The sequence below is a fragment of the Dyella sp. M7H15-1 genome (assembly GCF_004114615.1).
Classification (GTDB): domain Bacteria; phylum Pseudomonadota; class Gammaproteobacteria; order Xanthomonadales; family Rhodanobacteraceae; genus Dyella_B.
This window is the reverse complement of sequence record NZ_CP035300.1, coordinates 1,481,651-1,504,359: the sequence shown is the minus strand read 5'-3', so window position 1 is coordinate 1,504,359 and position 22,709 is coordinate 1,481,651. Positions and strand designations below refer to the sequence as shown.

Here is a 22,709-nt window from a genome sequence, read left to right as displayed (position 1 = left end):
CGGATAGTGAGGAATGCTGCGGTCGAAATAAGGCTTTTCGGCGGACATGTTCAATGTGTAGCGGTAGGCGGTTTGGAATCATCAAGCTGATCGGCTGACCAGCCACCGCCAAGATCACCGATCAACGACACTGCATCCAGCAAGCGCTGCTGCTGCACACTCACGGCGCTCTGCTCCGTGCTTAGCTGAGTGGCCTGCGCGGTGGCAGCCGTCGTGTAGTCGACCGTGCCGGCCTGATATTCGTTCATGGCGATCTGCGCGCCCTGGGTTGAGTCCTTCACGGCGGCGTTCAATACGTCCGCCTGCTGGGCCAGAATGCGCAGGCCAGAGAGATCATTCTCCACATTCTGGAACGCCGTTAATACGGTGCCGCGATAGTTGGCGACGGAGGCTTCGTAGGACGCCTTGGCGGCGGTCACTTCGCCATGGCGCGCACCGAAGTCGAAGACGGTCTCATCAACATCGGCGCCAACAGACCAGACATGATTGGCCAGATGCAGCAGCCCGGCCAGTGGCGACTGTGAAAAACCATCGGCGGCCGACAGGGAAATGCTGGGGTAATAGGCCGCTATGGCCACACCAACGGCGGCGTTCTGCGCAGCCATCTGGCGTTCGGCGACTGCAATATCAGGACGACGTTGCAACAGCGTGGAAGGTACGCCAACCGGCACACTTGGCAGCGTCGGCAAAGACGTGCTGTGCGGAATATCCAACTCTTCCGGATTCTTGCCGACCAGCACGGCGATTGCATGCGCGTATTGCGCACGTGCGACACCCAGCGCAATCAGGCTGGCCTTGGCGTTTTCCAGCTGCGTACGTGCGGTGATCACGTCGGAAGGTGGCGTGGTGCCGGCGATACCCTGGTTTTCTACCACACGCAGGTATTCGGTGTAGGCATCGACGGTTTTTTGCAGCAGGTCGATATTCGCATCGCTGACGCGCAATTCGATCACCGCCGTGGCCAGTGCTGTTTGTTCGGATAGCGTGGCGTTTGCCAGAGTCGCTTCGCTGGCCTGCGCGGTCGCCTTGTTTTCTTCGATGGTGCGGCGAACCTTGCCCCACAGATCGGGGGCCCAGCTTATGCCGCCCTCCGCGGAGCCCGAGGTATTCACAGGATGGAAATTCGGGTTCAGGCTGGCGCTGCCGGTGTTGGTGCGCTGCTTGCTGGCCGAGCCGGTTATGCCGATGGTTGGGAACAGTGAGGCGTTGGCGACTTTTACTTCCGCCAAGGCTTCCTGATAGTTGGCATAAGCCTGGCGCACGGTCTTGTTCGAGACCGATATCTGCGGTTCCAGTTCGTTGAGCAATGGATCGTTGAATACCGTCCACCAGTTGCCTTTGGGGGCTTCAGCCGCTGGCGCAGCTTGTGACCAGCCGGGGAGCTCCTTGTACTGCGTGGCGACGGGTACCTGTGGCCGGTGGTAATCCGGACCGACCATGCAGCCGCTGAGCAACAGTGCCAGCGAGGCGGTCAGAGCGGTATGGGAATAAGTCTTCATAGTCATGCGCTCGCGTCCGATCTGTTCCACGGCAGGGTGGCGGCCCACTTGGCAAGTCGTGCGCGCAAGCGGTCGAGGAAAAGGTAGATCACCGGTGTCGTGTACAGAGTAAAGACCTGGCTGAGAATCAAGCCACCCATCACGGTAATGCCGAGCGGCTGGCGCAGCGACGCACCCTGGCCGATACCGACGGCCAGTGGCACCGCACCGAGTACGGCTGCTGCCGTGGTCATCATGATGGGGCGCAGGCGAACCACGGCTGCGTCGTGAATGGCCTGGGTCGGCGTATAGCCTTCGTCACGCTGCAAATGGATGGCCACGTCGATCATCATGATCGCGTTCTTCTTCACGATACCGATCAGCAGGATGATGCCGATCATCGCGATCACCGAGAACGGGGTGCCGAAGATCAGCAGCGCCAGCGTCGCGCCGATGCCTGCCGAAGGCAAGGTGGACAGAATGGTGATCGGGTGCACCGTGTTTTCATACAGCATGCCGAGCACGATATACACCGCCGCCAATGCCGCCAGGATCAGCAACGGCATGGTCGACATCGATTGCGAATACACCTGCGCAGCACCCGCTGTAGCGCCGTGGATGGATGCTGGCATGCCCAGTTCCTGCATCGCCTGGTTGATTGACGCAATCGCCGTGCTCAGCGATCCGCCCGGAGGCAGGTTGAACGAGATGGTACTGGCGACCAGGCCATCCTGGTGATTCACCTGGGTAGCAGTGTGGTTGCTCGTGTAGCTGAGCATGGCCGGAAACGGCACTATCGTTTCGGCGGCGGTACTGTCCGCGCTGCCGCTGGAGGTGCCGCCCTTGGAGTTGGAGATGGCATTGGTAAGCTGGTTCGCCTGGGCGTTGGCGTTGAGCGAGTTGATGCTGGATGCGCTATTCGATGCTGCGGTGACCGCCAAGTGCGCCGTCACGCCGGATACCACGCTGCCTGGCATCTGCGTCTGTTGCGTGCCGGCGGGGTTACCTGCCGCCGTGCTGAAGAACATGCGGTCCAGCATCTGTGGGTACTGCCAGTATTGCGGCGCCACTTCCATCACCACGTAATACTGGTTGAGCTGGTTGTACACGGTGGATACGGTGCGCTGGCCGAAGGCATCGTAAAGCACGGCATCGATCTGGTTCGGCGCAAAGCTGTAGCGGGCCATGGTGGCGCGGTCGAAATTAACGTAGGTCTGCAAGCCGTTCTGCTGCAGGTCGGAGTTCACGTCCTGCAATGGGTTGCGGTATTTACCTAGCGCGGTCACCAGCTTCGGCACCCAGGTAAACAGTGCCGCTGGATCGTCACTGGTCAGGGTGTATTGGTATTCCGCCGCCGACTGCCGCCCGCCGATGTGCAGATCCTGCGCGGCCTGCATGAACAGCTTTGAGCCTGATACAGCGTTGAGCTTGGGACGCAAGCGGTCCACGACTTGCGCTGCGGAGAGCTTACGTTCGGACAGCGGTTTCAGCTCCACGTACACGTTGGCGGTATTCAGCGCGCGGCCGCCGGTGAAACCGGCGACGGAAGCTACGGCCGGATCTTTCTGTACGATGGATTGCAGCTGCGCGAGCTTCTGCTCCATCGCCTGGAAGGAAATACTCTGGTCGGCGATGATCTGCCCCATCAGGATGCCGTTGTCTTGTTCGGGAAAGAACGTGGACGGCAGCCATTTGACCAGGAACAGATTGAGCACGATCAGGCCGATCAGCATCAATCCGATCATCAGCGCGTTGTTGAGTACGGCACTGAGCGAGCGCGAATACGCCTGTTTGAAGCGCTCGAACTGACGCTCGTACCAAACCGCCCAGCGTGCCTTGGAGTGCATCGCCGCACCCGGACGCAGCAGATAAGCGGCCATGGTCGGCGTGACCGTCAGCGAGATCACCAGCGACAGCAGGATCGCAACCGAAAGCGTCACCGCGAACTCGTGGAACAGCAGGCCGATGATGCCCGGCATCAGCAGGATCGGCAGGAACACCGCGATCAGCGAGATGCTCATGGAGATCACGGTAAAGCCGACTTCGCCGCTGCCCTTCAGCGCCGCCTCGCGAACATTCATGCCTGTTTCGACGTGGCGCACGATGTTTTCCAGCACCACGACCGCATCGTCAACCACGAAGCCGGTGCCGATGGTCAGCGCCATCAGCGAAAGATTGTCCAGGCTGTAACCCATCAGGTACATCAGCCCGAAGGTGCCGATGATGGACAGCGGCAGCGCTACGGCAGGAATCAGGATCGCGCGTGGCGATTGCAGGAACACGTATACCACGCCGATCACCAACAGCACGGCCATGAACAGCGAGCGTTCCGTATCACCCACTGCGGCGTTCACCGATTGCGAGCGGTCGATGACAATACCGATGTGCACATTGCGTGGCAGTGTGGCCTTGATCGATGGCAGCACCTTGCGGATTTGCGCCACGGTCTTGACGATGTTGCCGCCCGGCAGCGGGTACACAATCACCAGCACCGCGGGCTGGCCGTTGTATAGCCCCATGTTGCGAACGTTTTCCGCGGAGTCCTGTACGTCCGCCACATCGCGCAGAAGCACTGGCGAACCATCGCGATACGCGATCACCAGGTCGCGATAGGGCGCCGCCTTATTGATCTGGTCGTTGGAGGTGACCTCGTAGCGCAGGCCATCCTGATCGATATGACCTTTGGCGCTATCTGCGTTGGCGCCGCTGATGGCCGCACGCACGTCTTCCAGTCCGATGCCGTAGCTGTTGAGCTTGTTGGGCTCCAGTTCTATGCGCACCGAGGGCAGGGCGCTGCCACCTAGGGTGATCTGGCCCACGCCATCCACCTGCGAGAGCTGCTGCTGGATGACTGAATCCGCGGAGTCGTAAAGCTGCGCACGGGTCAGCGTTTTGGATGTCAGCGCCAGCGCCATGATCGGCGAATCCGCTGGGTTGAACTCGCGATAGCTCGGGTTGTTGCGTAGCGTGGTCGGCAGGTCCGCGCGTGCCGCCTGGATGGCCGCCTGCACATCGCGCGCTGCGCCGTTGATGTCGCGATTCAAGCCGAACCGCACCACGATCTGCGCTGAGCCGACGAAGCTGGTGGAGGTGAGTTCGGTGACGTCGGCAATCGTGCCGAGGCGCTTTTCCAGGGGTTCGGCCACGGTGGACGCCATGATCTCCGGACTGGCGCCAGCCATCTTGGCCTGCACAACGATCACCGGATAGGTGACGTTGGGCAGCGGCGCGACAGGCAGGTGGAAATAGGCCAACAGGCCCGACAGCAGAATGGCTATCGCCAGCAAGGTGGTCGCCACCGGACGCTTGATGAAGAGCGCCGAGATGTTCACGGGCGACCACCGTTGGCGATGCGCTGGCCCCCTCTCCCCTCTGGGGAGAGGGTTAGGGTGAGGGGCCAATCTTGCGCAAAAGCAAATCCGTTACGCGGAAGCATCGGCCATGAACTGTCGGAGCCATGAAGATCATGGCGAGCCCAGCCCCTCACCCCAGCCCTCTCCCCAGAGGGGAGAGGGCGCAGGTTGTGTGGCACGCAAGCCATCATGGCGCGCTATCTCCAGCCGCCAGCGACGGTTTGCGCTGGAAGCGCTGTGCCAGCCGGTCGAAGTACAGATAAATCACCGGTGTGGTGAACAACGTCAACAACTGGCTCAGCATCAAGCCGCCGATGATGGCCAGGCCTAGCGGCCGGCGCAGTTCCGAACCGGTACCCGTGCCCAGCAGCATCGGCAATGCACCAAGCATCGCAGCCAGAGTGGTCATCAGGATCGGGCGGAAACGCAGCAGCGACGCTTCGAAGATCGCTTCGGCAGGCGGTTTGCCATGCTCGCGTTCGGCTTCCAGCGCGAAGTCCACGATCATGATCGCGTTCTTCTTCACGATACCGATCAACAGCACGATGCCGATGATGCCGATCACATCCAGATCGGCGCCGGCGATCATCAGTGCCAACAGCGCGCCGATACCGGCGGAGGGCAGGGTGGAGAGAATCGTCACGGGGTGGATGAAGCTTTCGTACAGCACCCCGAGCACGATGTAGACGGCCGCCAGTGCGGCGATCAGCAGATACACCTCACTCGACAGCGAATCCTGGAACGCCTGCGCGGCGCCCTGGAACGATGAGGTAATCGATGGCGGCAGATTCACCGCCTTCTCGGCCTGGTTGACCTCCTCCACCGCCTTGCTCAATGAAGCATCCTGCGCCAGGTTGAAAGAGATCGTCACCGACGGGAACTGTGCCAGATGGCTGATCACCAATGGCGACTTGGTGACTTCGATCTTGGCGATGGCGCTCAATGGTACCTGGCCGCTGCTGCTGGTCTGGCTGGGCAGATAGAGTTCGCCCAGCGACTGCAGGGTCGGCATTTTCTCCGGCTTGGCCACCAGGATCACGCGATACTGGCTGGACTGGTCGAAGATGGTCGACACAATGCGCTGGCCCAGCGCGTCGTAAAGCGCGTTGTCGATGGTCGCCGCGGTGATGCCGAAGCGTGCGGCCAATGGGCGGTTGACTTCAACGTTGACGCTCAGGCCGTCGTTGTTCAAATCGCTGGTGACATCGCGGATCGACGTGATCTGTTTCATCTTGTCGATCAGCGCCGGCACGTATTTCTGGAACACCTGCTGGCTCGGTCCACGCAGCACGAACTGGTACTGGTTGGGCGAGATGGTGGTATCCAGCGTCAGGTCTTGCTCAGGCTGCAGATACAGCTTGATGCCGGGTACGCTTGTTACCTCCGTCTGGATGCGGCGCGCGATTTGCTCGGCAGTTTCGGATCGATCGTCGCGCGACTTCAGGTTGATCAGGAAGCGCCCGTTGTTAAGCGTGGTGTTGGTGCCGTCGATGCCGACATAAGAGGTCAGGTTGACGACATCCTTGTCCTTGAGGATCGCTTCGGCCATCGCGACCTGGCGATCGACCATGGTGGCGTAGGACACGGAGTTGTCGGCGACGCTGATACCCTGGATCACGCCCACGTCCTGCACCGGGAACAGGCCCTTGGGAATGACGATGTACAGCATCACCGTGATGACCAGGGTTATCACGAAGACCACCAGCGTTGCCCGTTGGTGATTCATCACGAAGCGCAGGCCGCGCTCGTAGGCAGCGAGTGTCTTGTTGAACAAGCCTTCGCTGTATTTTTCGAAGCGGCTGGGATGCCGCTCGGATTCGGCGCGCAGGATGCGTGCGCATAACATAGGCACCAGGGTCAGCGATACCACGCCGGACAGCACAATAGTCACCGCCAGCGTCACGGCGAATTCACTGAACAGTCGTCCGATGACGCCACCCATGAACAGCAGCGGGATCAGCACGGCGATCAAGGACACCGTCAGCGACAGAATGGTAAAACCGATCTGGCCCGCGCCGATCAACGCGGCATTGAGCGGCGTTTCGCCTTCTTCCAGGTAACGCACGATGTTCTCGATCATCACGATCGAGTCATCCACCACGAAACCGGTGGCGATGATCAATGCCATCAACGAGAGGTTGTCGATGGAGTAATCGAGCTCGTACATCATCGCTAGCGTACCGATCAGCGACACTGGCACCGAAATGCTGGGAATGATGGTGGCAGGCAGGTTACGCAGGAACACAAAGATCACCAGCACCACCAGCACCACCGCAAGGATCAGCTCGAACGCGGCATCGGACACCGAGGCACGGATCACGCCGGTGCTGTCCGAAACGATCTTCACCTGCATGCCGGCCGGCAGCGTGGACTCAAGCTGCGGCAGTACTTTCTTGATCTGGTCGACCGTGGCGATCACGTTCGCGCCGGGCTGGCGCTGCACGTTCAGCACGATCGCGGGAGTCTTGTTGTACCAGGCGCCCTGCTCGGTATTCTGGGCGGACTGAGTGACGCGGGCGACATCCTTGAGGAATACCGGCGCGCCGTTCTGGTAGGCGATCACCGTATCCAGATAATCCTTGGGATCCTGGATCTGGTCGTTGCCATTGATGGTGTAGTCCAGCTTCGGACCATCGAAGTTGCCCTTGGGCTGGCTGACGTTGACGTTGGAAATCAGCGAACGCAGGTCGTCGATATTGAGCCCATACGCGGCCAGCTTCTGCGGATCGGCTTCCACGCGCACGGCCGGTACGTTGCCGCCGGCCGGGGTGACCAGACCCACGCCGGGGACTTCGGAAATCTTCGTGCCCAGGCGATTGTTGGCGACGTCCTGCAACTGCGTCAGCGACATCGAATCGGACGTGACCGCCAACGTGAGAATGGGCTGGTCGGCTGGGTTTACCTTGGCGTAGGTAGGTGGTGCCGGCAAGCCGCTGGGCAGCAGGCTGTTGGCGGCGTTGATCGCCTCCTGCACGTTCTGTTCGGCCACGTCGAGGTTGAGCGAAAGATCGAACTGCAAGGTGATGATGGATGCACCCGCCGAACTGCTCGACGTCATCTGTTGCAGGCCAGGGATTTCGCCAAGCTGTACTTCCAGCGGCGCGGTGACCGTGGTGGCCATCACTTCCGGACTCGCACCCGGATAGAAAGTCTGCACTTGGATGGTGGGATAATCGACATCCGGCAGCGAGGACACCGGCAGGAAGCGCATCGCGACCAGGCCCACCAGTACCAGGGCGATCATCAGTAGCGACGTAGCCACCGGCCTGAGTACGAACAGGCGGGAAATATTCATCGGATCGCCGTCCGCCGATTACGAGTTGGATGAGGCGGAATCGGAGTCGTGCTTCCGCTTGTCGCCGTGATGCGGGGTATTTGCCGAGGATGATGCAGAAGCGGGTGCAGTGCCTGACTCCGGCTTGGCCTGGGCGATCTTGATCTTGGCGCCGTCGTTCAGGCGGTCCATGCCATCGGTCACCACCGTCTGGCCGGCCGAGAGGCCCGACAGGATCACGGTGTTCTTGCCATCGCTCGGGCCCTGCGTCACCTTGTGCACCGACACTGTGTCATCGGCGTTGACCAGATAGACATAGTCGCCCGGTGCGCCGCTCTGTACGGCGGGCGTGGGCACCAGCACGGCCTGCTTCATCGTGTCCACCAGCAATCGCGCATTGACGAACTCATTCGGGTACAACAATTCGTCATCATTGGCGAAGGTGGCGCGTAGCGTGACCGTGCCCGTGCTGGTGGCCATCTGGTTGCCGATTGCATACAGCGTGCCGGAAGCAAGCTGCTTGGTGTCGTCGCTGTTGTAGACCGTTACGGGCAGCTTGTTGCCGGCATTGAAGCGTTGCAGCACCTGGCTCAGCGAATTCTGTGGCACGGTGAATTGCACGGTGGTCGGCTTCATGCGGGTGATCACCACGATGCCTGGCGAGCTGGATGCGGTGACGTAGTTGCCAGGATCGACCAGGCGCAGGCCCACGCGACCATCCACGGGTGCCGTGATATGGCAATAGGTGAGGTTGAGTTCGTCTTGCGCGATCGTGGCCTTGTCGGCCTTCACGGCGGCTTCGTCCTGCGCCACGGTGAAGGTCTGGTCGATGTAGGTCTGCTCGGCGATCGATTTCTGCTGATGCAATTGCTGGTAGCGCGCCAGATCGGCGCGGGCCTGGTCGAGGCTTGCCTGATCCTTGGCCAGTTGCGCTTCGGCCTGCAGCTTGTTGATTTCGTATTGGCGCGGATCGATCTGGGCCAGGAACTGGCCTTTCTTCACGTCCTGACCTTCCTGGTAGCCGATGTCGGTCAGGTAGCCGCTGAGCTGGGGCAGCACGGTCACCGTGGAAATGGGCGTGACGGTGCCCAGCTCGTTCAGGATCACCGGCATGTCGCCAAGCGTGGCGGTTGCGGCGCTGACCACTTGTGGAGGATTGCCGGTGCGGGCGGGCTTGCCGCCAAAGATGAGATGGAACAGCATGAGCAGGATGATCGCCATGATGATCACAACGGCGACCAACGTGCCGCGGCTCTTGCGGAAGTGTCCGGCGGCTCGCAGGGTGTCGGCACTCATAACCATCTCCAGTTATCACTTTTGAGTCTAGGGCAACGCTGAATAAGTAGCGTTGCCCTAGACATTGTGGACAAGCCTATTGAAATACATGCTGAGGCGTGGCTGCTTTGTATGACTTTTGGCACGTTGCGAGTGACTTGACGAAGGCGTCGCGGATCGCATAAGCCATGCGGAAGCAAAACCCACAAGTACACCTTTGATCATGCAAATTCCGACGAAGTCAGCACAGAAACTATCCCGCGTGAGGTTGCGGACAGGGTGCAGCCACAACGGCCATGTCTCCTGTGTTTTGGCCAACAATGTCACAGGACCGTTGTAATCCTACGCTTGCCAGGGAGAAGAGATGAGGTGTCTGCGCGATATGTTCCCATAGCGCAGTCCGTGCGTGAACGGAATTCTTGTTCTTAACGAGGCCGTCATGTTTTTAGCCTGGAAAAGGCTGCTTTTTGTCGTTTTTGCCTGTTTCCGATGAGGATGGCTTCGGCCCATTGCCTGACGGACTGCGTTTGGGGTTCGTCCGGCGACGTCGTTTTTCTGCTGACAGATACACGCGAGGGATGCGCATACCGTGGCTCATCGACGATTACCGACACCTGTCGCCAGTTTGCTTTTCCTCCTCCTGTCCGGTTTCTGCGCGGAAGCTCTGGCGGTCAAGGTAAGCGACAACCTTGACCTGGGCGGCGCGGTGCGCATGCGTATCGACAATGACACGAGTCGTGGCATCCATAACGTCAGCCTCGATACGGTGATGCTCCGCGCCACGTATGATTCCGATAGCTGGATCGGCGCAGCCCGCTACCGCTTCTACGGTAAGGAATACCCTTATCAATACGTTCGCCGCTTCGGTGACATCCAGTTCGCGGAATATGCCTGGATCGGCTATCGCTTTGATCCGAAGAGGCAATGGCAGATTGGCCTGAACCAGGTGCCCTTCGGTCTGCAGCCTTACTACAGCAGCACGTTCTATGGAACGCTAGGCAATATCCTTGGCCTGGAAGATACCTGGGAACTGGGCGCCAAATACATCCAGGATGTCGATGACTGGAATCTCCAGTTCGGCTATTACGCATGGACGGCCTGGCCGGGGCGGGGCACCAGCAACGGCACCACGTATTCGATCGTGGTGACTCCAGCAGATTCCGGGGTAGCCGGTGGCAGCCAGAACGACGAGCGCGGCCTGGCGATTGCGCGTGCGGCGCGAACGTTCGAGCTTGGTGGCTGGAACGGCGAGGCGGGTATTTCCATGATGAATTCCACCTTGCACAACCGCGATACTCATCGCAACGGGCGGCGCGTTGCCTACGCGCTGCATTACGCCGGCATCCATGGACCTTGGGGCGTGAAGCTTCAATACGCGCGCCAGCAGATGCTGCCGCAAAATCCGAGTGACAACCATTCCGTGAGCTTCGGTGGTTATGACGGAACCTTCAACGTGGCCAGCCGCGGCAACTTTTACACGGGCGACCTCAGCTACGCGCTCCCTGGTACTTATGTAGGCGGATGGATGTCTGGCATGAAGGTGTATGCGAATTACGGTCTCTACGACAAGTCTTATAGCGCATTCCGAAATTCCCAGCGTTTCATTTTGGGTACGTCGTTTTCCCTGAAAAAACTGTGGATTGCGGTGGAATGGCTGAATGGCCGCAACGATCCCTATCTTGGCGGGAGCAGCTATACGCAGAGTGCCGCGGCCAGAGGCACCGATAGTTGGAAAGGTCAGATCTATATGAATGTTGGCTACTATTTTTAGTTGGCACGGTCACTTGCGCGTCGTGCACGGAGCGGCATTCCACGATACCGCGGACAAATCATCATTCAAGTGTGGGTGGGAGTACTTATGCACAACGAGCGGAACTTTATGGATGGCGTATTCGTCGATGCGGGTGGCGAGCCGCCGATTGCCGTGCATAACCCTGCGACTGGTGAACACATCGCCGAGATCGACGCAGCTAGCCCGGCACAGGTGCAAGTTGCCGTTGCCGTTGCAGCACGGGCGCAGCGCGATTGGGCGCGCCGGCCGGCCATCGAACGCGCGCAATACCTGCGCAAACTGGCGGATGTGCTCGTGGCCAATGCGGCACGGATCGGTGCCGCATTGGCCAGCGAATCCGGCAAAAGCTTGACTGACGCCAGCAACGAAGCCATCTATGCCGCAGAAATTACGCGCTATCACGCCGAATGGGCTCGCCGCATCGAGGGCGAAGTGATTCCGAGCGACAGCGCCGATGAAACTATCCTGTTGCAGCGTGAGCCGATTGGCGTCGTAGCCTGCCTGATTCCTTTCAACTATCCGGTTTATACCTTGCTGCGCAAGGTGGCGCCGGCCTTGATTACCGGCAATACCGTGGTGGTCAGGCCCAGCAACAACACGCCGCTATGCGCCTTTGAAATTGCCCGTGCGGTTGAACAGGCGGGATTCCCCGCCGGTGTCGTGAACATCCTGGCGATGCGACACGAGCATGCCAGCCTACTCTGCACCCAGCCTCCGGTCGGCATGATCACGCTTACCGGCAGCGTTGGCGTCGGTCGTTCGGTACTGGAATATTGCAAGGTGAATATCGCCAAGCCATCGCTGGAACTTGGCGGCAAGACTCCGGCGATCATCGAGCCGGATGCGGATCTGGAACAAGCGGCCAGCGCGATTGTGGCGTCCAAGACCACGAACTGCGGTCAGTTGTGTACCGCCATCGAACGCGTCTACGTGCACGCCAGGGTGCATGACCGCTTTCTGAACTTGTTGCGCGAGAAGTTCGCCGCCATTCGCATCGGCGATCGCTCCGAAGATCCTTCCCGCATGGGGCCGCTGATCAGCGAGGGCGCGCGCCGGGACATTCATGCCAAGGTGATGCGCGCCGCGGCTGAAGGTGCCGTACTCGAAGCGGGTGGTGCCATACCCGAAGGCCGTGGCTTCTTCTATCCGGCCACCTTACTGAGTCATTGCCGGCAGGACATGGAGATCGTGCAAGAAGAAATCTTCGGGCCAGTGCTGCCGGTGCTTTGCTATGGCACGCTGGACGAAGCGCTGCGGATGGCCAATGATCACCAGTTCGGCCTGTCTTCCGTGCTCTATACCGAGCAATATCGCACGGCGCTCAAGGTTGCCAATCGCATCGAAGCGGGCGAGCTCTACGTCAATCGCACACCGGCCGATCCTTATCAAGGCTTCCATGCAGGCTGGAAGCGTTCCGGCCTGGGCGGTGACGACGGCAAGCACGGCATGCTGGAGTTCACCCAGACACGTCTCGTGGTCATGAGGTACTAAGCCTATGAGCACGAACGCGGAAGCCGTGTCCACCTGGTCGCGCAGTGACACACTCTATCGCTACGGCCAGCTCCTGCTTCTGGTTGTTGCTGCCGGTTCCATCTACGCGGTGGCCTATCTGCGCCAGGTCTATCAGGACCCGATGATGGGTGCTCTTGCGCTCAACCAGGTGCAGCTCGGCTATCTCTATTCGATCCTAGGCGCGTCCTTCCTGGTGTGCTACCTGCCCAGCGGATGGCTGGCTGATCGCATCTCGCCCCGGTACTTGATCAGCTTCTCGTTGCTCGGCACGGGTGTCCTGGCGATGTGTTATGCGACATTGCCGCCGTTTCATGTGCTGTTGCTGATCTTCGGCGGTTTTGGCGTCACCACGGGGCTGACCTTCTGGGCGCCATTGATCAAGCGCGTCAAGACCATTGCCAGGAAACAGGATCAAGGGCGCTTCTTCGGTCTGCTCGATGGTGGGCGCGGATTGATCGAGGCGCCGTTGGCCACGGTTGCGCTGCTTATCTTCATGCATCTGAAGAACGATCAGAATGCCAGCGATCCGGAAGCGTTCAAGGCAGTGATCCACGTGTATGCGTATGTGTGCCTCACGCTGGGGGTGGTGTTTGCGCTGATCCGTGATCCGCGACGGGACGACAGATCGGATATCGAACCACATCGCAAAACCAATCTATGGGCCGATCTGAAACTGCTCGCAGGCATTCGCGAACTGTGGCTGGTCGCTGCCATCGTGTTCTGTGGCTATCATTTTTTCTGGTCCACTTACAGTTTTTCCAACTACCTCGGGGCGGGTGGTGTCGGCTTGGGCATGGCGACGGCTGCACTGATCACCACCGTCAAGCTGTGGACGCGTCCGGTTGGCGGTATCGGTGGCGGCTGGCTGGGTGATCGCTTCTCCAATCTACGTGTGCTCACCATCGCCATGTGCCTGGCGGCCCTGGGCATGTTCTGCCTGGTGCTGCTGCCAAAGTTCGCCGCGGGCGGCGTGTTGGCCGGACTGGTGATTTTCATCGGCACTGTGACGTATGCGATCCGCGGCCTTTATTGGGCCATTCTTGATGTCTGCCCTATCCCTGCGCGTGTGGAAGGCTTGGCAATCGGCATCATCTCGGTGCTGGGCTACCTGCCTGATGCCTTCATACCGCTCATCAATGGCTGGATCATCCAGACCTATCCGGGTCTGTTCGGCTACCAGATTTATTACTCCTATATCGCCACGGTGGGTGTCATGGGCGTGATCGCCGCACTCGCCCTCAACAAGCGCATTGCTAAGAGGAAGGCCGCATGAAAATTGTCGCTCTGGAGACCTACGTCGTCGCCGTACCGCCACCGCACATCGGCGGCATGTACTGGCTATTCGTGAAACTGAAAACCGATGATGGCATCGAGGGTGTGGGTGAAATCTACGCCGCCACCTTCCATCCGAAAGCGATGCAGCCGATCATCGACGATGTGTTTCAGCGCTACCTGCTCGATCACGATCCGCATCATGTGGAACGTTTCTTCCGTCAGGCGTATTCAAGCGGTTTCACCCAGCGTCCGGATATCACCATGATGGGTGTGGTCAGTGGCCTGGAAATGGCATGCTGGGACATCATCGGCAAAGCTGCCGGCAAGCCTGTTTACGAATTGCTGGGCGGTAAGGTGCATGAGCGCCTGCGCTCCTACACGTATCTGTATCCGGTCAACAGCAGGGGCGAGTACGACTACAGCGATCCCGATCTGGCTGCCGAGTACGCCGTGCGTGCGGTAGAGCAAGGCTTCACTGCGGTGAAGTTCGACCCGGCCGGTCCATACACGGCTTATTCCGGGCACCAGATTTCGCTGGCGGTACTTGAGCGCTGCGAAACCTTCTGCCGCAAAATTCGCGATGCAGTAGGCGATCGCGCCGATCTGCTGTTCGGTACGCATGGGCAGATGGTGCCGTCCTCGGCGATTCGCTTGGCCAGGCGCCTGGAGAAATACGATCCATTGTGGTTCGAAGAACCGGTGCCACCCGGCCAGGAAGAAGCGATGGCGCAGGTCGCGGCCAAGACGTCGATTCCGATCGCCACCGGCGAGCGCCTCACCACCAAATACGAATTCTTCAAGTTGCTGCAGGCTGGCGGCGCGTCGATCCTGCAAATGAATGTCGGACGCTGCGGCGGTCTGCTGGAAGCCAAGAAGATTGCCAGCATGGCCGAGGCTTATTACGCCCAGATTGCACCGCACCTTTACAACGGCCCCGTCGGTGCCGCGGCAAGCTCCCAGTTGGCGACCTGCACGCCGAACTTCCTGATCCAGGAAAGCATCGGCACCTGGGATGGTTTCCACGCCGAAGTGCTCAAGAAGCCGCTGCAATGGGAAGACGGTTACATCATCCCATCGAAAGAACCGGGCCTGGGTGTCGAGCTGAACATGGATGTGGTGCGCAAGCACTCGCCGTACACGGGCGGGCGCCTGCACCTGCAGATGGCTGAGTGTCCCGTTGACGTGAAAGACCACTCGCCCGCTCGCGGCTGAATTTTTCGCGGCACTCCGCTAATCCTTACCGGTTTTTTATCCATGACATTCGACTACATCATCGTTGGTGCCGGCTCCGCTGGCTGCATTCTGGCCGATCGCCTCAGTAAGTCGGGCACGTATTCAGTGCTCGTGCTGGAAGCCGGCGGCAAGGACAACTCGCCCTGGATCAAGATGCCGGGCGGCTTCGTGAAGCTGTACTACAACCCGCAATACAACTACATGTATTACTCCGAGCCGCAGCCGCATCTTGGCGGGCGTAAGCTGTATGCGCCGCGTGGCAAGGTACTGGGTGGTTCCGGCGCCATCAACGCCATGATCTATGTGCGCGGCCAGGCGCATGACTTCGACGATTGGGCGGCGGATGGCAATGACGGTTGGGCATGGTGCGATGTGCTGCCGTATTTCCGTCAACTGGAAACGCATTCGGAAGGCGATAGCGAATACCACGGCGGCCACGGGCCAATCCATATCAGCTCGATGCGTGGCGAGACGCATCCGATCTGCGACACCTTTCTCGCCGCCTGCGAAGAGCTAGGTTATCCGCGCAGCCAGGATTTCAACGGGGCGCAGTTCGAAGGTGCTGGCATCTACGATCTCAGTACGCGTAACGGTCAACGCAGCTCCAGCGCCGTGGCCTGTTTGCATCCGGCGATGAAGCGCAAAAATGTGCAGGTCGAAACGGACGCTCTGGTCGAGCGTGTGTTGTTCGATACCGAAACGCGTGCGATGGGCGTGCGCGTGAAGCAGAACGGCCGGCAACAGGATTTCCATGCCAAGCGCGAAGTGGTGCTCGCCGCCGGTGCGGTCGGCACGCCGCAGATCCTGCAATTGTCGGGTGTTGGCGACAAGCTGCTGCTCGACCAGTACGACATCCCGGTCATCCATCATCTGCCGTCGGTAGGTGCGCATCTGCAGGATCATCTCTGCGTTAGCTACTACTACCGGGCCAACGTCCCCACCCTCAACGACGAGTTGCGTTCAAAGTTCAGCCAGATGAAGGTCGGCTTGCAGTACTACCTGACCCGCAGCGGGCCGCTGGCGATGAGCGTGAATCAGTCGGGTGGATTCTTCCGCGGCGACAGCGTGCAGGTGCATCCTAACCTGCAGTTGTACTTCAATCCGCTCTCCTACCAGATTCCCAAGAGCAACAAGGCCACCATCAAGCCGGAGCCGTATCCGGGTTTTCTGCTGTGCTTCAATCCGTGCCGTCCGACCAGTCGCGGCACCGTGCGCATCGCATCCAACCGTGCGGAAGACGCGCCGGTGATCGATCCGAACTACTTGAGCACCGACAAAGACATCGTGGAGGCAATCCAAGGTAGCCGTCTGATCCGCCGTATCATGTCGACCAAGGCGCTGGGCAACATCACCGTCGAAGAAATGCTGCCAGGGCCGAAAGTGCAGGACGACCAGGCCATGCTCAGTTATTTCCGCGAGAATTGTGGTTCGATCTACCACCTGTGCGGCTCGGCGGCGATGGGCAGCCATCCGGCCACCTCGGTGGTGGACAAGCACCTGAAGGTGCATGGCTTGCGCGGCTTGCGCATCGTCGATGCTTCGATTTTCCCCAACGTCACCTCGGGCAACATCAACGCCGCCACCATGATGGTGGCGGAAAAGGGCGCTGCGCTGATTCTTCAGGAAAAAGCCTAAGGGGATGAGGTTGAGGAAAGTTCGGATTGTGGGGAACGACAGGTATACAACGACAGGTATAAACGTACTTGGCATGTGGAAGTCGTCGATGCAGGTTTGTCCGCTCCGCTTTGTGTCTGTTGTTGAATAGTGGGTGGCCCTGATTTCCCATCGCAAATACTTACAACGACCGTGTCAATCTGGATTAATACGCGGCAGCGTAAGCGCTCGCTACCCGGCGTCCTTGATGCCCCCATGTGCATGATGTAGATCAGAGCGCATCGGCTTATCGGCAAACAGCGTCTTCCACACGCGTGGAGTCAGTTCATGGACGCGCGCCTGCGGATGCTCGCCCACGCGCTGCAAGACATCGACCAGGTAGTCGTAGGGATTAACGTCGTGCAAGCGACAGGTCGCCAGCAAGCTTTGCACGATGGCGATCTGCTGGGCGCCCAGCTCAGTCCAACAGAAGGTCCCGTTTTTTCTTCCCATGGGAATGGCACGAATCACCCGTTCCACATGGTTGGTATCGATGGGTACATCCGGATCATCCAGATACACCATCAAACCATCCTTGCGCTCCTGGATGTAGCCAAGTGCCTTGAGAAACGGGTTGCTGGGCAAAAAGGCTTGTGCCTGGATGTTTTCATCCACCCACTCGAAGAGCCGGCGCATCACTGGCGCCGCGTCGGCTTGGCGTCGTTGACGCTTGGCCTCACTGCGGATTTCGGCGATCGTGACCGCGTATTTCGGTTGATCGTGACCGGTCAGCGCCAGTCATTGTGCGGTGCACTCGAGTGTAACTGGACCGGTCACGATGAGGTATCGGCGGCTGGCTTGGCGGAGGACTTTCGGCGCATCGATTCGCCCTTCAACACGATGCGATGAGAGCGGTGTACGAGACGGTCGAGGATGGCATCGGCGAGGGTGGGATCGTTGAGCCAGGCGTGCCAGTGTTCGATCGGTAGCTGGCTGGTGATGAGGGTCGATTTGCCGTTGCCGCGATCGTCGATGACCTCCAGCAGATCATGGCGCGCCGCCTGATCGAGCGGTGTCATGCCCCAATCGTCAAGGATTAGCACGTCGATGCGCGCCAACTGAGCAAGCACGCGACCGAAGCTGCCGTCGGCGTGGGCGATGCGTAGCATCTCGGCGAGGCGTGGCACACGCTGATACAGCACCGGGAAGCCTTGGCGGCAGGCATGTTGTCCAAGCGCACACGCCAGCCACGTTTTACCAACCCCGGTCGGACCGGTCAGCAACACACTTTGCCCCTGCCGGATCCAGTCGCCGCCGGACAAGGTGGCGATCAGGCGTTTGTCGATACCGCGGTCGGCGCTGTACTGCACATCTTCCAGGCAGGCCTGGGCGTGTTTGAGCTTGGCCACACGAAGTAATCGTTCCTGCCGTCGACCGTCACGCCAATGGCGTTCGCGATCGACCAGCATGCCGAGCCGATCTTCGAACGGCAGATCGTGACAGGCCGGCAACAGGCGCTGTTCTTCCAGCGCCTGTGCCATGCCGTCGAGCTTGAGGGCACGCAAGTGTTCAAGGGTGGGATGGATCAACAAGGTGGTCTCCTTTTCAGTGAGTGGTGGGTGGATCGCGGTAATAGGTGGGGCCACGCAGGTTGACGTGGTCGGGTGTGACCCAGTCGGTTTGGGCGATGGCGCTGGGCAAGGGGTGTTGATCGAGCTTGTTGTGCAGGATCGATTGCACGGATTTGCGCGTGCGCGAACCGATCGCCCACGCGCGTGCGCAGGCCGCTTCCAGGCGGTCGTCGCCGTACTGGCGCGCGAGCGCCAGCAGCCCCAGGCAACTGCGATAGCCCATCTCCGGATGCGGGCGCTCGGTCAGCAGGTGCTCGACCAACTGACGGGTTGCCGCGCCGATCGTGTCGGCCCAGTGCAGGAAGCGACCGGGTGACCATTCCCGATGCGCACGATGTGCGGCCGGCATGTGGTCGGCGACGGTGGTGTGGCGTCCGCGCGCCGGGGAGCGGACGTGGCTGGCGATGCGCTGGCCGGCATGCAGGATCTCGACGGTGGTGTCGGTGATGCGCGCCTCGACGGTCTTGCGTACCAGGCTATGCGGCACGCTGTAGTAATGGCCATCGACCTCGATGTGGTAATCGATGTTGACCTTGCACGGCTTGAAGCGCGCCGGCTCATAGGGTTGCGCCGGCAAGGGCATCAGGGCGGGACGGTCGATCGTCTCGAACCACGAACGGCGCGAGCCGTCGAGCTTCTTGAACGGCCGTGCATTCAAGTCCGTCAGCAGGTCGGCGATGGCGTGATTGAGAGCGCTGAAGGTAAAAAAGCACGGATGGCGCAAGCGCGCGAGGATCCAGCGCTCGACCACCTGCACGCCGACCTCGACCTTGGCCTTGTCCTGCGGGCGTCGTGGGCGGGCCGGCAGGATCGCCATGCCGTAATGCTCTGCACACACCTGCGTAGCACGGTTGAGCACGGGCTCGTAGCGATCCGGCTGGGTGATCAGCGCGCGCGGATTGTCAGGTACCACCAGCGCCGGCACGCCACCAAAAAATGCCAACGTCTGCGTCAAGCCGCGCAGCCAGTCGATCTGCGTTTCGCCCGGTGTGGCGCAGGCATAGGTGAAACTGGACGCACCCAGCACGGCCACGAAGATGTGCGCTCGCTGCAGCTCGCCGGTGTCGGGGTTGACGACGCCAAGGGTGGGGCCGGCGTAGTCGATAAACAGCTTTTCACCGGCAACGTGCAACTGACGCATCGAACGGCGCAGCGAGGCCGTGTAGTCGTGGAGGTGCTGGCAAAACTGGGTGTATTGGTACGTGAGACGGCCAGCGTTCGCGTCGCAGTATTCCTGCCACAACAATTGTCGCGTGACGCCTTTGCGGCGCAACTCCCGATGCACCCATGGCAGATCGATGGGTGCCCGCTCGCCACGCACGGCGGGTGGTGACATACACAGCTGGGCGGCAATCGCGTTGTCGTCCATGGCGGACAGGCCGGGCCAGTCCAGTCCGGCGGCCGTGGCACGTTTCACGTACTTGCTGACCACGCCCTTGGACAGACCCAAGGCCAAGGCGATGCGTTCGTGCGAGAGGTCGCACTCCAGCTTCAGTCGAAGACATTCTTTGATCTTGCGCATAGCTACTCGCGGGGTCGGCATCGCCACTCCAAAAAGCCGTGGAGGATGCCGTTGCGTTGAAGTTATGCACAACGAGGGGCGCGTTTCGGTAAGCCGTGACCGCTGATTTCGGTGACCGTCGAAAATCGGTCACGATCAACCGAAACGGGCGGTCACGGCTTACCGAAATGACCGGTCACGCCTTACCGAAATGGGCGGTCACGATGGGCCGAAATACGCAGCCTCACCGATCAAGCCCTCGTCGCGGATGGTCTTTTCTACCGCATACAGTCGGCGGATCATGTCCAGCAGTGTCTGGAGAGTTGGGTCAGCCAGCCACGGCTGACGTCGATGCCAGTGTCCTTCAAATGCTGCCATTGCCGATGCAGCGGCACGTGGTAACGGCATTTGTTCCCCCGCGTGCCGGCGATGAAACTCACATCGGCGCGACTGCCTTCCAGGACGCCTGTGGGTGCCGGTGGGCACGACAGGGCTTGGGTATCGCGGCGCTCAGCGTGCGCACGTAGCGCGGCACTACGTGACGGACGCATCGCCAGGCGATGACTGATCTTCTCGCCGATCACCTCGTATTCGTCGGGCGACAAGCCTTCCATGTCTGGGTTGGGTACGTGGATGGTTTCGACCGGGACTTTTGTCTCGTCGAAAAACAGTTTCGAATCGGCGTTGTCGCCGCGCGCGCCTTATCGACCGGCTCGCCATACAGAAAGATCCGGATCTGACCTTCGGGGAAAAACATCAGCGCCTCGCGATCGTCGACACCAGACCGGCACCCAGATCGAGGCGAATCTCCAAGCCGTTCATGGATGGCGCCGGTGAAGTGAGTGCACCCCAATCGAGGAAGGGCGCAACGGGCGCTTCTTTCTCAACGCGAGGCTCGGCGTGACGCGCAAGGCGTTGACGCCATGAGTAGAAGCTCCACACCGGTATGCCTTCGGCTCGGCAGAAATCAGATGCTTTCTTTCCGCTTGCCGCGTAGCGTTCCAGTCGATCTCGCCACAACGCCTCGCGCTGAAGGGCCGCTTCCGTTTTTTCCCGCTTGATCATAACTATCTCCACTGGGCTGAACGTGGGGACAGTGTGGTGGTGGAAGGGGGATGGTTTTATAACGCCGCTGAGTTAGCGCTTACGCGGCAGGAACGAACGCAGTAGGAACGAAAAGGAAATTTTCATGGATGATTGCCATCATGGATGCGTCTCACATCATTACTCCTCTCCCCACTCCTCTCCCCGGAATGGCTGGCGGCAGGCTCTAGAGGCTGTAACGCTTCCGCAAAGGGGCTCAATCGTGCTATGTGTACGGGCCGCGCCAAGCTTGCGGCTGGCGTGCCACAACTCGTAAGTAGGGATATCGCATGGGGCGACAACGCGCTCAATCGCCTAGTGCAGACAATCGACAACAACAACGGCACGAACTGACAGGGAGGTTGATCATGGATACCACGCACACCGCAAATTCGAACTATGGGTTCCCGATTGATCGTACATTGCGCAAACTAACCTCGGCTAGTTTCGATTTTGTATGTCGTATTGAGTACGTGCTCGATCTAGGTTGGCATACTCTTTGTAAGATGTAGATCCACCGTTTTTAGTAAAACGACAAGGCGACCAACGCTTTGGTCGATAGTGAGCCGTTATGCGATGGTTTGTTTGCTGCCATGCCTGTTAGGTGTGGCGCTAAATGCGCGTGCGGATCACGCGCCTATCAACTATTTCGCCAGCACTAATTACGGAAACAGCTTACGTCTCATACACACTTGCCCGTGGCACCGCGCTCAATACGCACTGCTGCGTGATAGACAGCGCCGTGTCCGTCGCATCGATCCAACTCATCCGCATCGCCATGCTCACAGACCGGACTTTTTTTCAGCCAGTCCAGTTCCACTTTCAGTCGACCAATCTCGCTGTACAGCCGGTCGTCATCACCGCTCGCCTCGTTCGGCTTGGGACCGCGCTTGGTCTCGAACAGGCTGCCGGCCCGATCCATGATTTCCTTCTTCCACTGGCTGACCATCACCGGATGGACGCCGTACTGCTGGGCAATCTCGTTGATCGTCTTCACCCCTCGCACCGCCTCCAGGTCGACCTTGGCCTTGAACTCAGCGCTGTGCGTCTTACGCTTCTTGCCTTCGCTCATCTGCTCGTTATCCTCTCGCGGAGGACAGTCTAAACTGGTGTCTCAAATCCGGGGTCCACTTTATAGCTGAACTTCGGAACGAATCAGGTACGATTTTCCCGGCTCAACCACACTGGTATCGTACAGGCTGCCGAATTGCCGTCGTATCGGCTGCGCAGTAAAAAGGGAGGCGAGGCCTCCTTTTGATGCGACATGGTTGACCGTCGGCTACAACTCGGAGTCATCGTCGATGCCACCTGGCGACGCCTGCTTCAGCATGGTGACGATGTCATCGGCATAATGAAACGTCAGCTCTTCACGCAATCGATCGATCAATTCGAGAAGCGTGTGTGCCTCCTCCGGTTGCAGGTGCGTGGGAAGCCTGGGGATACGCATGCTCATGAGGCCGCCCGTTCGGGCTTGGTTTGCCGTTTGATACGTATTCCGTGTCATGCCGGCCACCTATTCCACGGCAAGCCGGTCATCGATTCCACGCCATGCCGGCCTATCAATACGACAGCCTGGATCGCCTCACTCAAGTCACCGACCCCAGCAACCTCAACACCACCTACTCAACACCACCTATAGCTACGATGGGTTAAGCGATGCGACGGATCAGGCCAGCCCCGACACCGGCAGCACGAACCGCAGCTTCGAC

The 22,709-nt window shown here is 59.8% G+C and carries 16 protein-coding genes and 2 pseudogenes; 7 read left to right on the top strand and 11 right to left on the bottom strand.

From position 1 onward, the window contains the following. Positions 1-50: 50 nt before the first annotated feature. From EO087_RS07115 to EO087_RS07100, 4 genes are all read right to left on the bottom strand, one after another. Entirely contained in the window at positions 51-1,499 is a 1,449-nt protein-coding gene (locus EO087_RS07115; protein WP_128899844.1) for an efflux transporter outer membrane subunit, read from the bottom strand. Between the two features lie 2 nt (positions 1,500-1,501). Further along, complete coding sequence (locus tag EO087_RS07110) at positions 1,502-4,810, bottom strand: efflux RND transporter permease subunit (protein ID WP_128898256.1); 3,309 nt, start codon at positions 4,808-4,810, stop codon at positions 1,502-1,504. A 208-nt stretch (positions 4,811-5,018) separates the two neighbouring features. Continuing rightward, positions 5,019-8,126: an efflux RND transporter permease subunit gene (locus EO087_RS07105; RefSeq protein WP_128898255.1), complete on the bottom strand. Its 3,108-nt coding sequence runs from the start codon at positions 8,124-8,126 to the stop codon at positions 5,019-5,021. A gap of 18 nt (positions 8,127-8,144) precedes the next feature. Then, a complete protein-coding gene (locus EO087_RS07100) occupies positions 8,145-9,401 on the bottom strand; it encodes an efflux RND transporter periplasmic adaptor subunit (protein WP_128898254.1) in 1,257 nt (418 codons plus the stop codon). Between the two features lie 604 nt (positions 9,402-10,005). Here EO087_RS07100 and EO087_RS07095 point away from each other — a divergent pair. From EO087_RS07095 to EO087_RS07075, 5 genes are all read left to right on the top strand, one after another. Continuing rightward, a complete protein-coding gene (locus EO087_RS07095) occupies positions 10,006-11,151 on the top strand; it encodes a hypothetical protein (protein WP_128898253.1) in 1,146 nt (381 codons plus the stop codon). 87 nt (positions 11,152-11,238) lie between these two features. Then, on the top strand, positions 11,239-12,663 hold the full coding sequence (aldA, locus tag EO087_RS07090) for an aldehyde dehydrogenase (protein ID WP_128898252.1): 1,425 nt from the start codon (positions 11,239-11,241) through the stop codon (positions 12,661-12,663). 4 nt (positions 12,664-12,667) lie between these two features. Continuing rightward, a complete protein-coding gene (locus EO087_RS07085; RefSeq protein ID WP_128898251.1) occupies positions 12,668-13,957 on the top strand; it encodes an MFS transporter in 1,290 nt (429 codons plus the stop codon). Then, positions 13,954-15,171 carry a mandelate racemase/muconate lactonizing enzyme family protein gene (locus EO087_RS07080; protein WP_128898250.1) on the top strand — a complete coding sequence of 406 codons (1,218 nt, stop codon included), beginning with the start codon at positions 13,954-13,956 and terminating at the stop codon, positions 15,169-15,171. Before EO087_RS07085 ends, EO087_RS07080 begins: the two co-directional genes overlap by 4 nt. A gap of 42 nt (positions 15,172-15,213) precedes the next feature. Beyond that, positions 15,214-16,827 (top strand): FAD-dependent oxidoreductase, encoded by a 1,614-nt coding sequence (locus EO087_RS07075; protein ID WP_128898249.1) that lies wholly within the window; start codon positions 15,214-15,216, stop codon positions 16,825-16,827. A gap of 210 nt (positions 16,828-17,037) precedes the next feature. On the opposite strand, the gene EO087_RS07070 is transcribed toward EO087_RS07075, so the two are convergent. The 5 genes and pseudogenes from EO087_RS07070 to EO087_RS07050 form a co-directional block, all read right to left on the bottom strand. Continuing rightward, complete coding sequence (locus EO087_RS07070; protein ID WP_240669156.1) at positions 17,038-17,484, bottom strand: transposase; 447 nt, start codon at positions 17,482-17,484, stop codon at positions 17,038-17,040. A gap of 134 nt (positions 17,485-17,618) precedes the next feature. Further along, the gene (istB, locus tag EO087_RS07065; RefSeq protein WP_128897459.1) at positions 17,619-18,377 is read right to left on the bottom strand and encodes an IS21-like element helper ATPase IstB; all 759 of its coding nucleotides are present in this window, start codon (positions 18,375-18,377) and stop codon (positions 17,619-17,621) included. Between the two features lie 13 nt (positions 18,378-18,390). Continuing rightward, the gene (gene istA, locus EO087_RS07060) at positions 18,391-19,959 is read right to left on the bottom strand and encodes an IS21 family transposase (protein ID WP_128897722.1); all 1,569 of its coding nucleotides are present in this window, start codon (positions 19,957-19,959) and stop codon (positions 18,391-18,393) included. Positions 19,960-20,234: 275 nt separating this feature from the next. Then, positions 20,235-20,615 (bottom strand): annotated as a pseudogene (locus EO087_RS07055) (transposase); the annotation flags it as partial. A gap of 58 nt (positions 20,616-20,673) precedes the next feature. Continuing rightward, positions 20,674-20,982, bottom strand: coding sequence for a hypothetical protein (locus EO087_RS07050; protein ID WP_128898234.1), 309 nt, complete (start codon positions 20,980-20,982; stop codon positions 20,674-20,676). Positions 20,983-21,228: 246 nt separating this feature from the next. Here EO087_RS07050 and EO087_RS16895 point away from each other — a divergent pair, with 246 nt between their 5' ends. Continuing rightward, positions 21,229-21,354: a hypothetical protein gene (locus EO087_RS16895; RefSeq protein ID WP_255417057.1), complete on the top strand. Its 126-nt coding sequence runs from the start codon at positions 21,229-21,231 to the stop codon at positions 21,352-21,354. 330 nt (positions 21,355-21,684) lie between these two features. Here the strand turns inward: EO087_RS16895 and EO087_RS07045 are convergent. Both EO087_RS07045 and EO087_RS16230 read right to left on the bottom strand, forming a co-directional pair. Then, positions 21,685-22,072 (bottom strand): annotated as a pseudogene (locus EO087_RS07045) (transposase); the annotation flags it as partial. Between the two features lie 207 nt (positions 22,073-22,279). After that, a complete protein-coding gene (locus tag EO087_RS16230) occupies positions 22,280-22,453 on the bottom strand; it encodes a hypothetical protein (protein ID WP_164931794.1) in 174 nt (57 codons plus the stop codon). Positions 22,454-22,548: 95 nt separating this feature from the next. Between EO087_RS16230 and EO087_RS07040 the strand changes: the two genes are divergently transcribed. Continuing rightward, positions 22,549-22,653, top strand: coding sequence for a hypothetical protein (locus EO087_RS07040; protein ID WP_128898245.1), 105 nt, complete (start codon positions 22,549-22,551; stop codon positions 22,651-22,653). Positions 22,654-22,709 lie beyond the last annotated feature (56 nt).

Bases quoted from the DNA above. Each gene is read 5' to 3' on its own strand.
- EO087_RS07115 (WP_128899844.1), bottom strand. From the start codon at position 1,499: ATGAAGACTTATTCCCATACCGCTCTGACCGCCTCGCTGGCACTGTTG.
- EO087_RS07105 (WP_128898255.1), bottom strand. From the start codon at position 8,126: ATGAATATTTCCCGCCTGTTCGTACTCAGGCCGGTGGCTACGTCGCTA.
- EO087_RS07100 (WP_128898254.1), bottom strand. From the start codon at position 9,401: ATGAGTGCCGACACCCTGCGAGCCGCCGGACACTTCCGCAAGAGCCGC.
- aldA (WP_128898252.1), top strand. From the start codon at position 11,239: ATGCACAACGAGCGGAACTTTATGGATGGCGTATTCGTCGATGCGGGT.
- EO087_RS07085 (WP_128898251.1), top strand. From the start codon at position 12,668: ATGAGCACGAACGCGGAAGCCGTGTCCACCTGGTCGCGCAGTGACACA.
- EO087_RS07080 (WP_128898250.1), top strand. From the start codon at position 13,954: ATGAAAATTGTCGCTCTGGAGACCTACGTCGTCGCCGTACCGCCACCG.
- EO087_RS07075 (WP_128898249.1), top strand. From the start codon at position 15,214: ATGACATTCGACTACATCATCGTTGGTGCCGGCTCCGCTGGCTGCATT.
- istA (WP_128897722.1), bottom strand. From the start codon at position 19,959: ATGCCGACCCCGCGAGTAGCTATGCGCAAGATCAAAGAATGTCTTCGA.
- EO087_RS07050 (WP_128898234.1), bottom strand. From the start codon at position 20,982: ATGATCAAGCGGGAAAAAACGGAAGCGGCCCTTCAGCGCGAGGCGTTG.
- EO087_RS16895 (WP_255417057.1), top strand. From the start codon at position 21,229: ATGTGTACGGGCCGCGCCAAGCTTGCGGCTGGCGTGCCACAACTCGTA.
- EO087_RS16230 (WP_164931794.1), bottom strand. From the start codon at position 22,453: ATGAGCATGCGTATCCCCAGGCTTCCCACGCACCTGCAACCGGAGGAG.
- EO087_RS07040 (WP_128898245.1), top strand. From the start codon at position 22,549: ATGCCGGCCTATCAATACGACAGCCTGGATCGCCTCACTCAAGTCACC.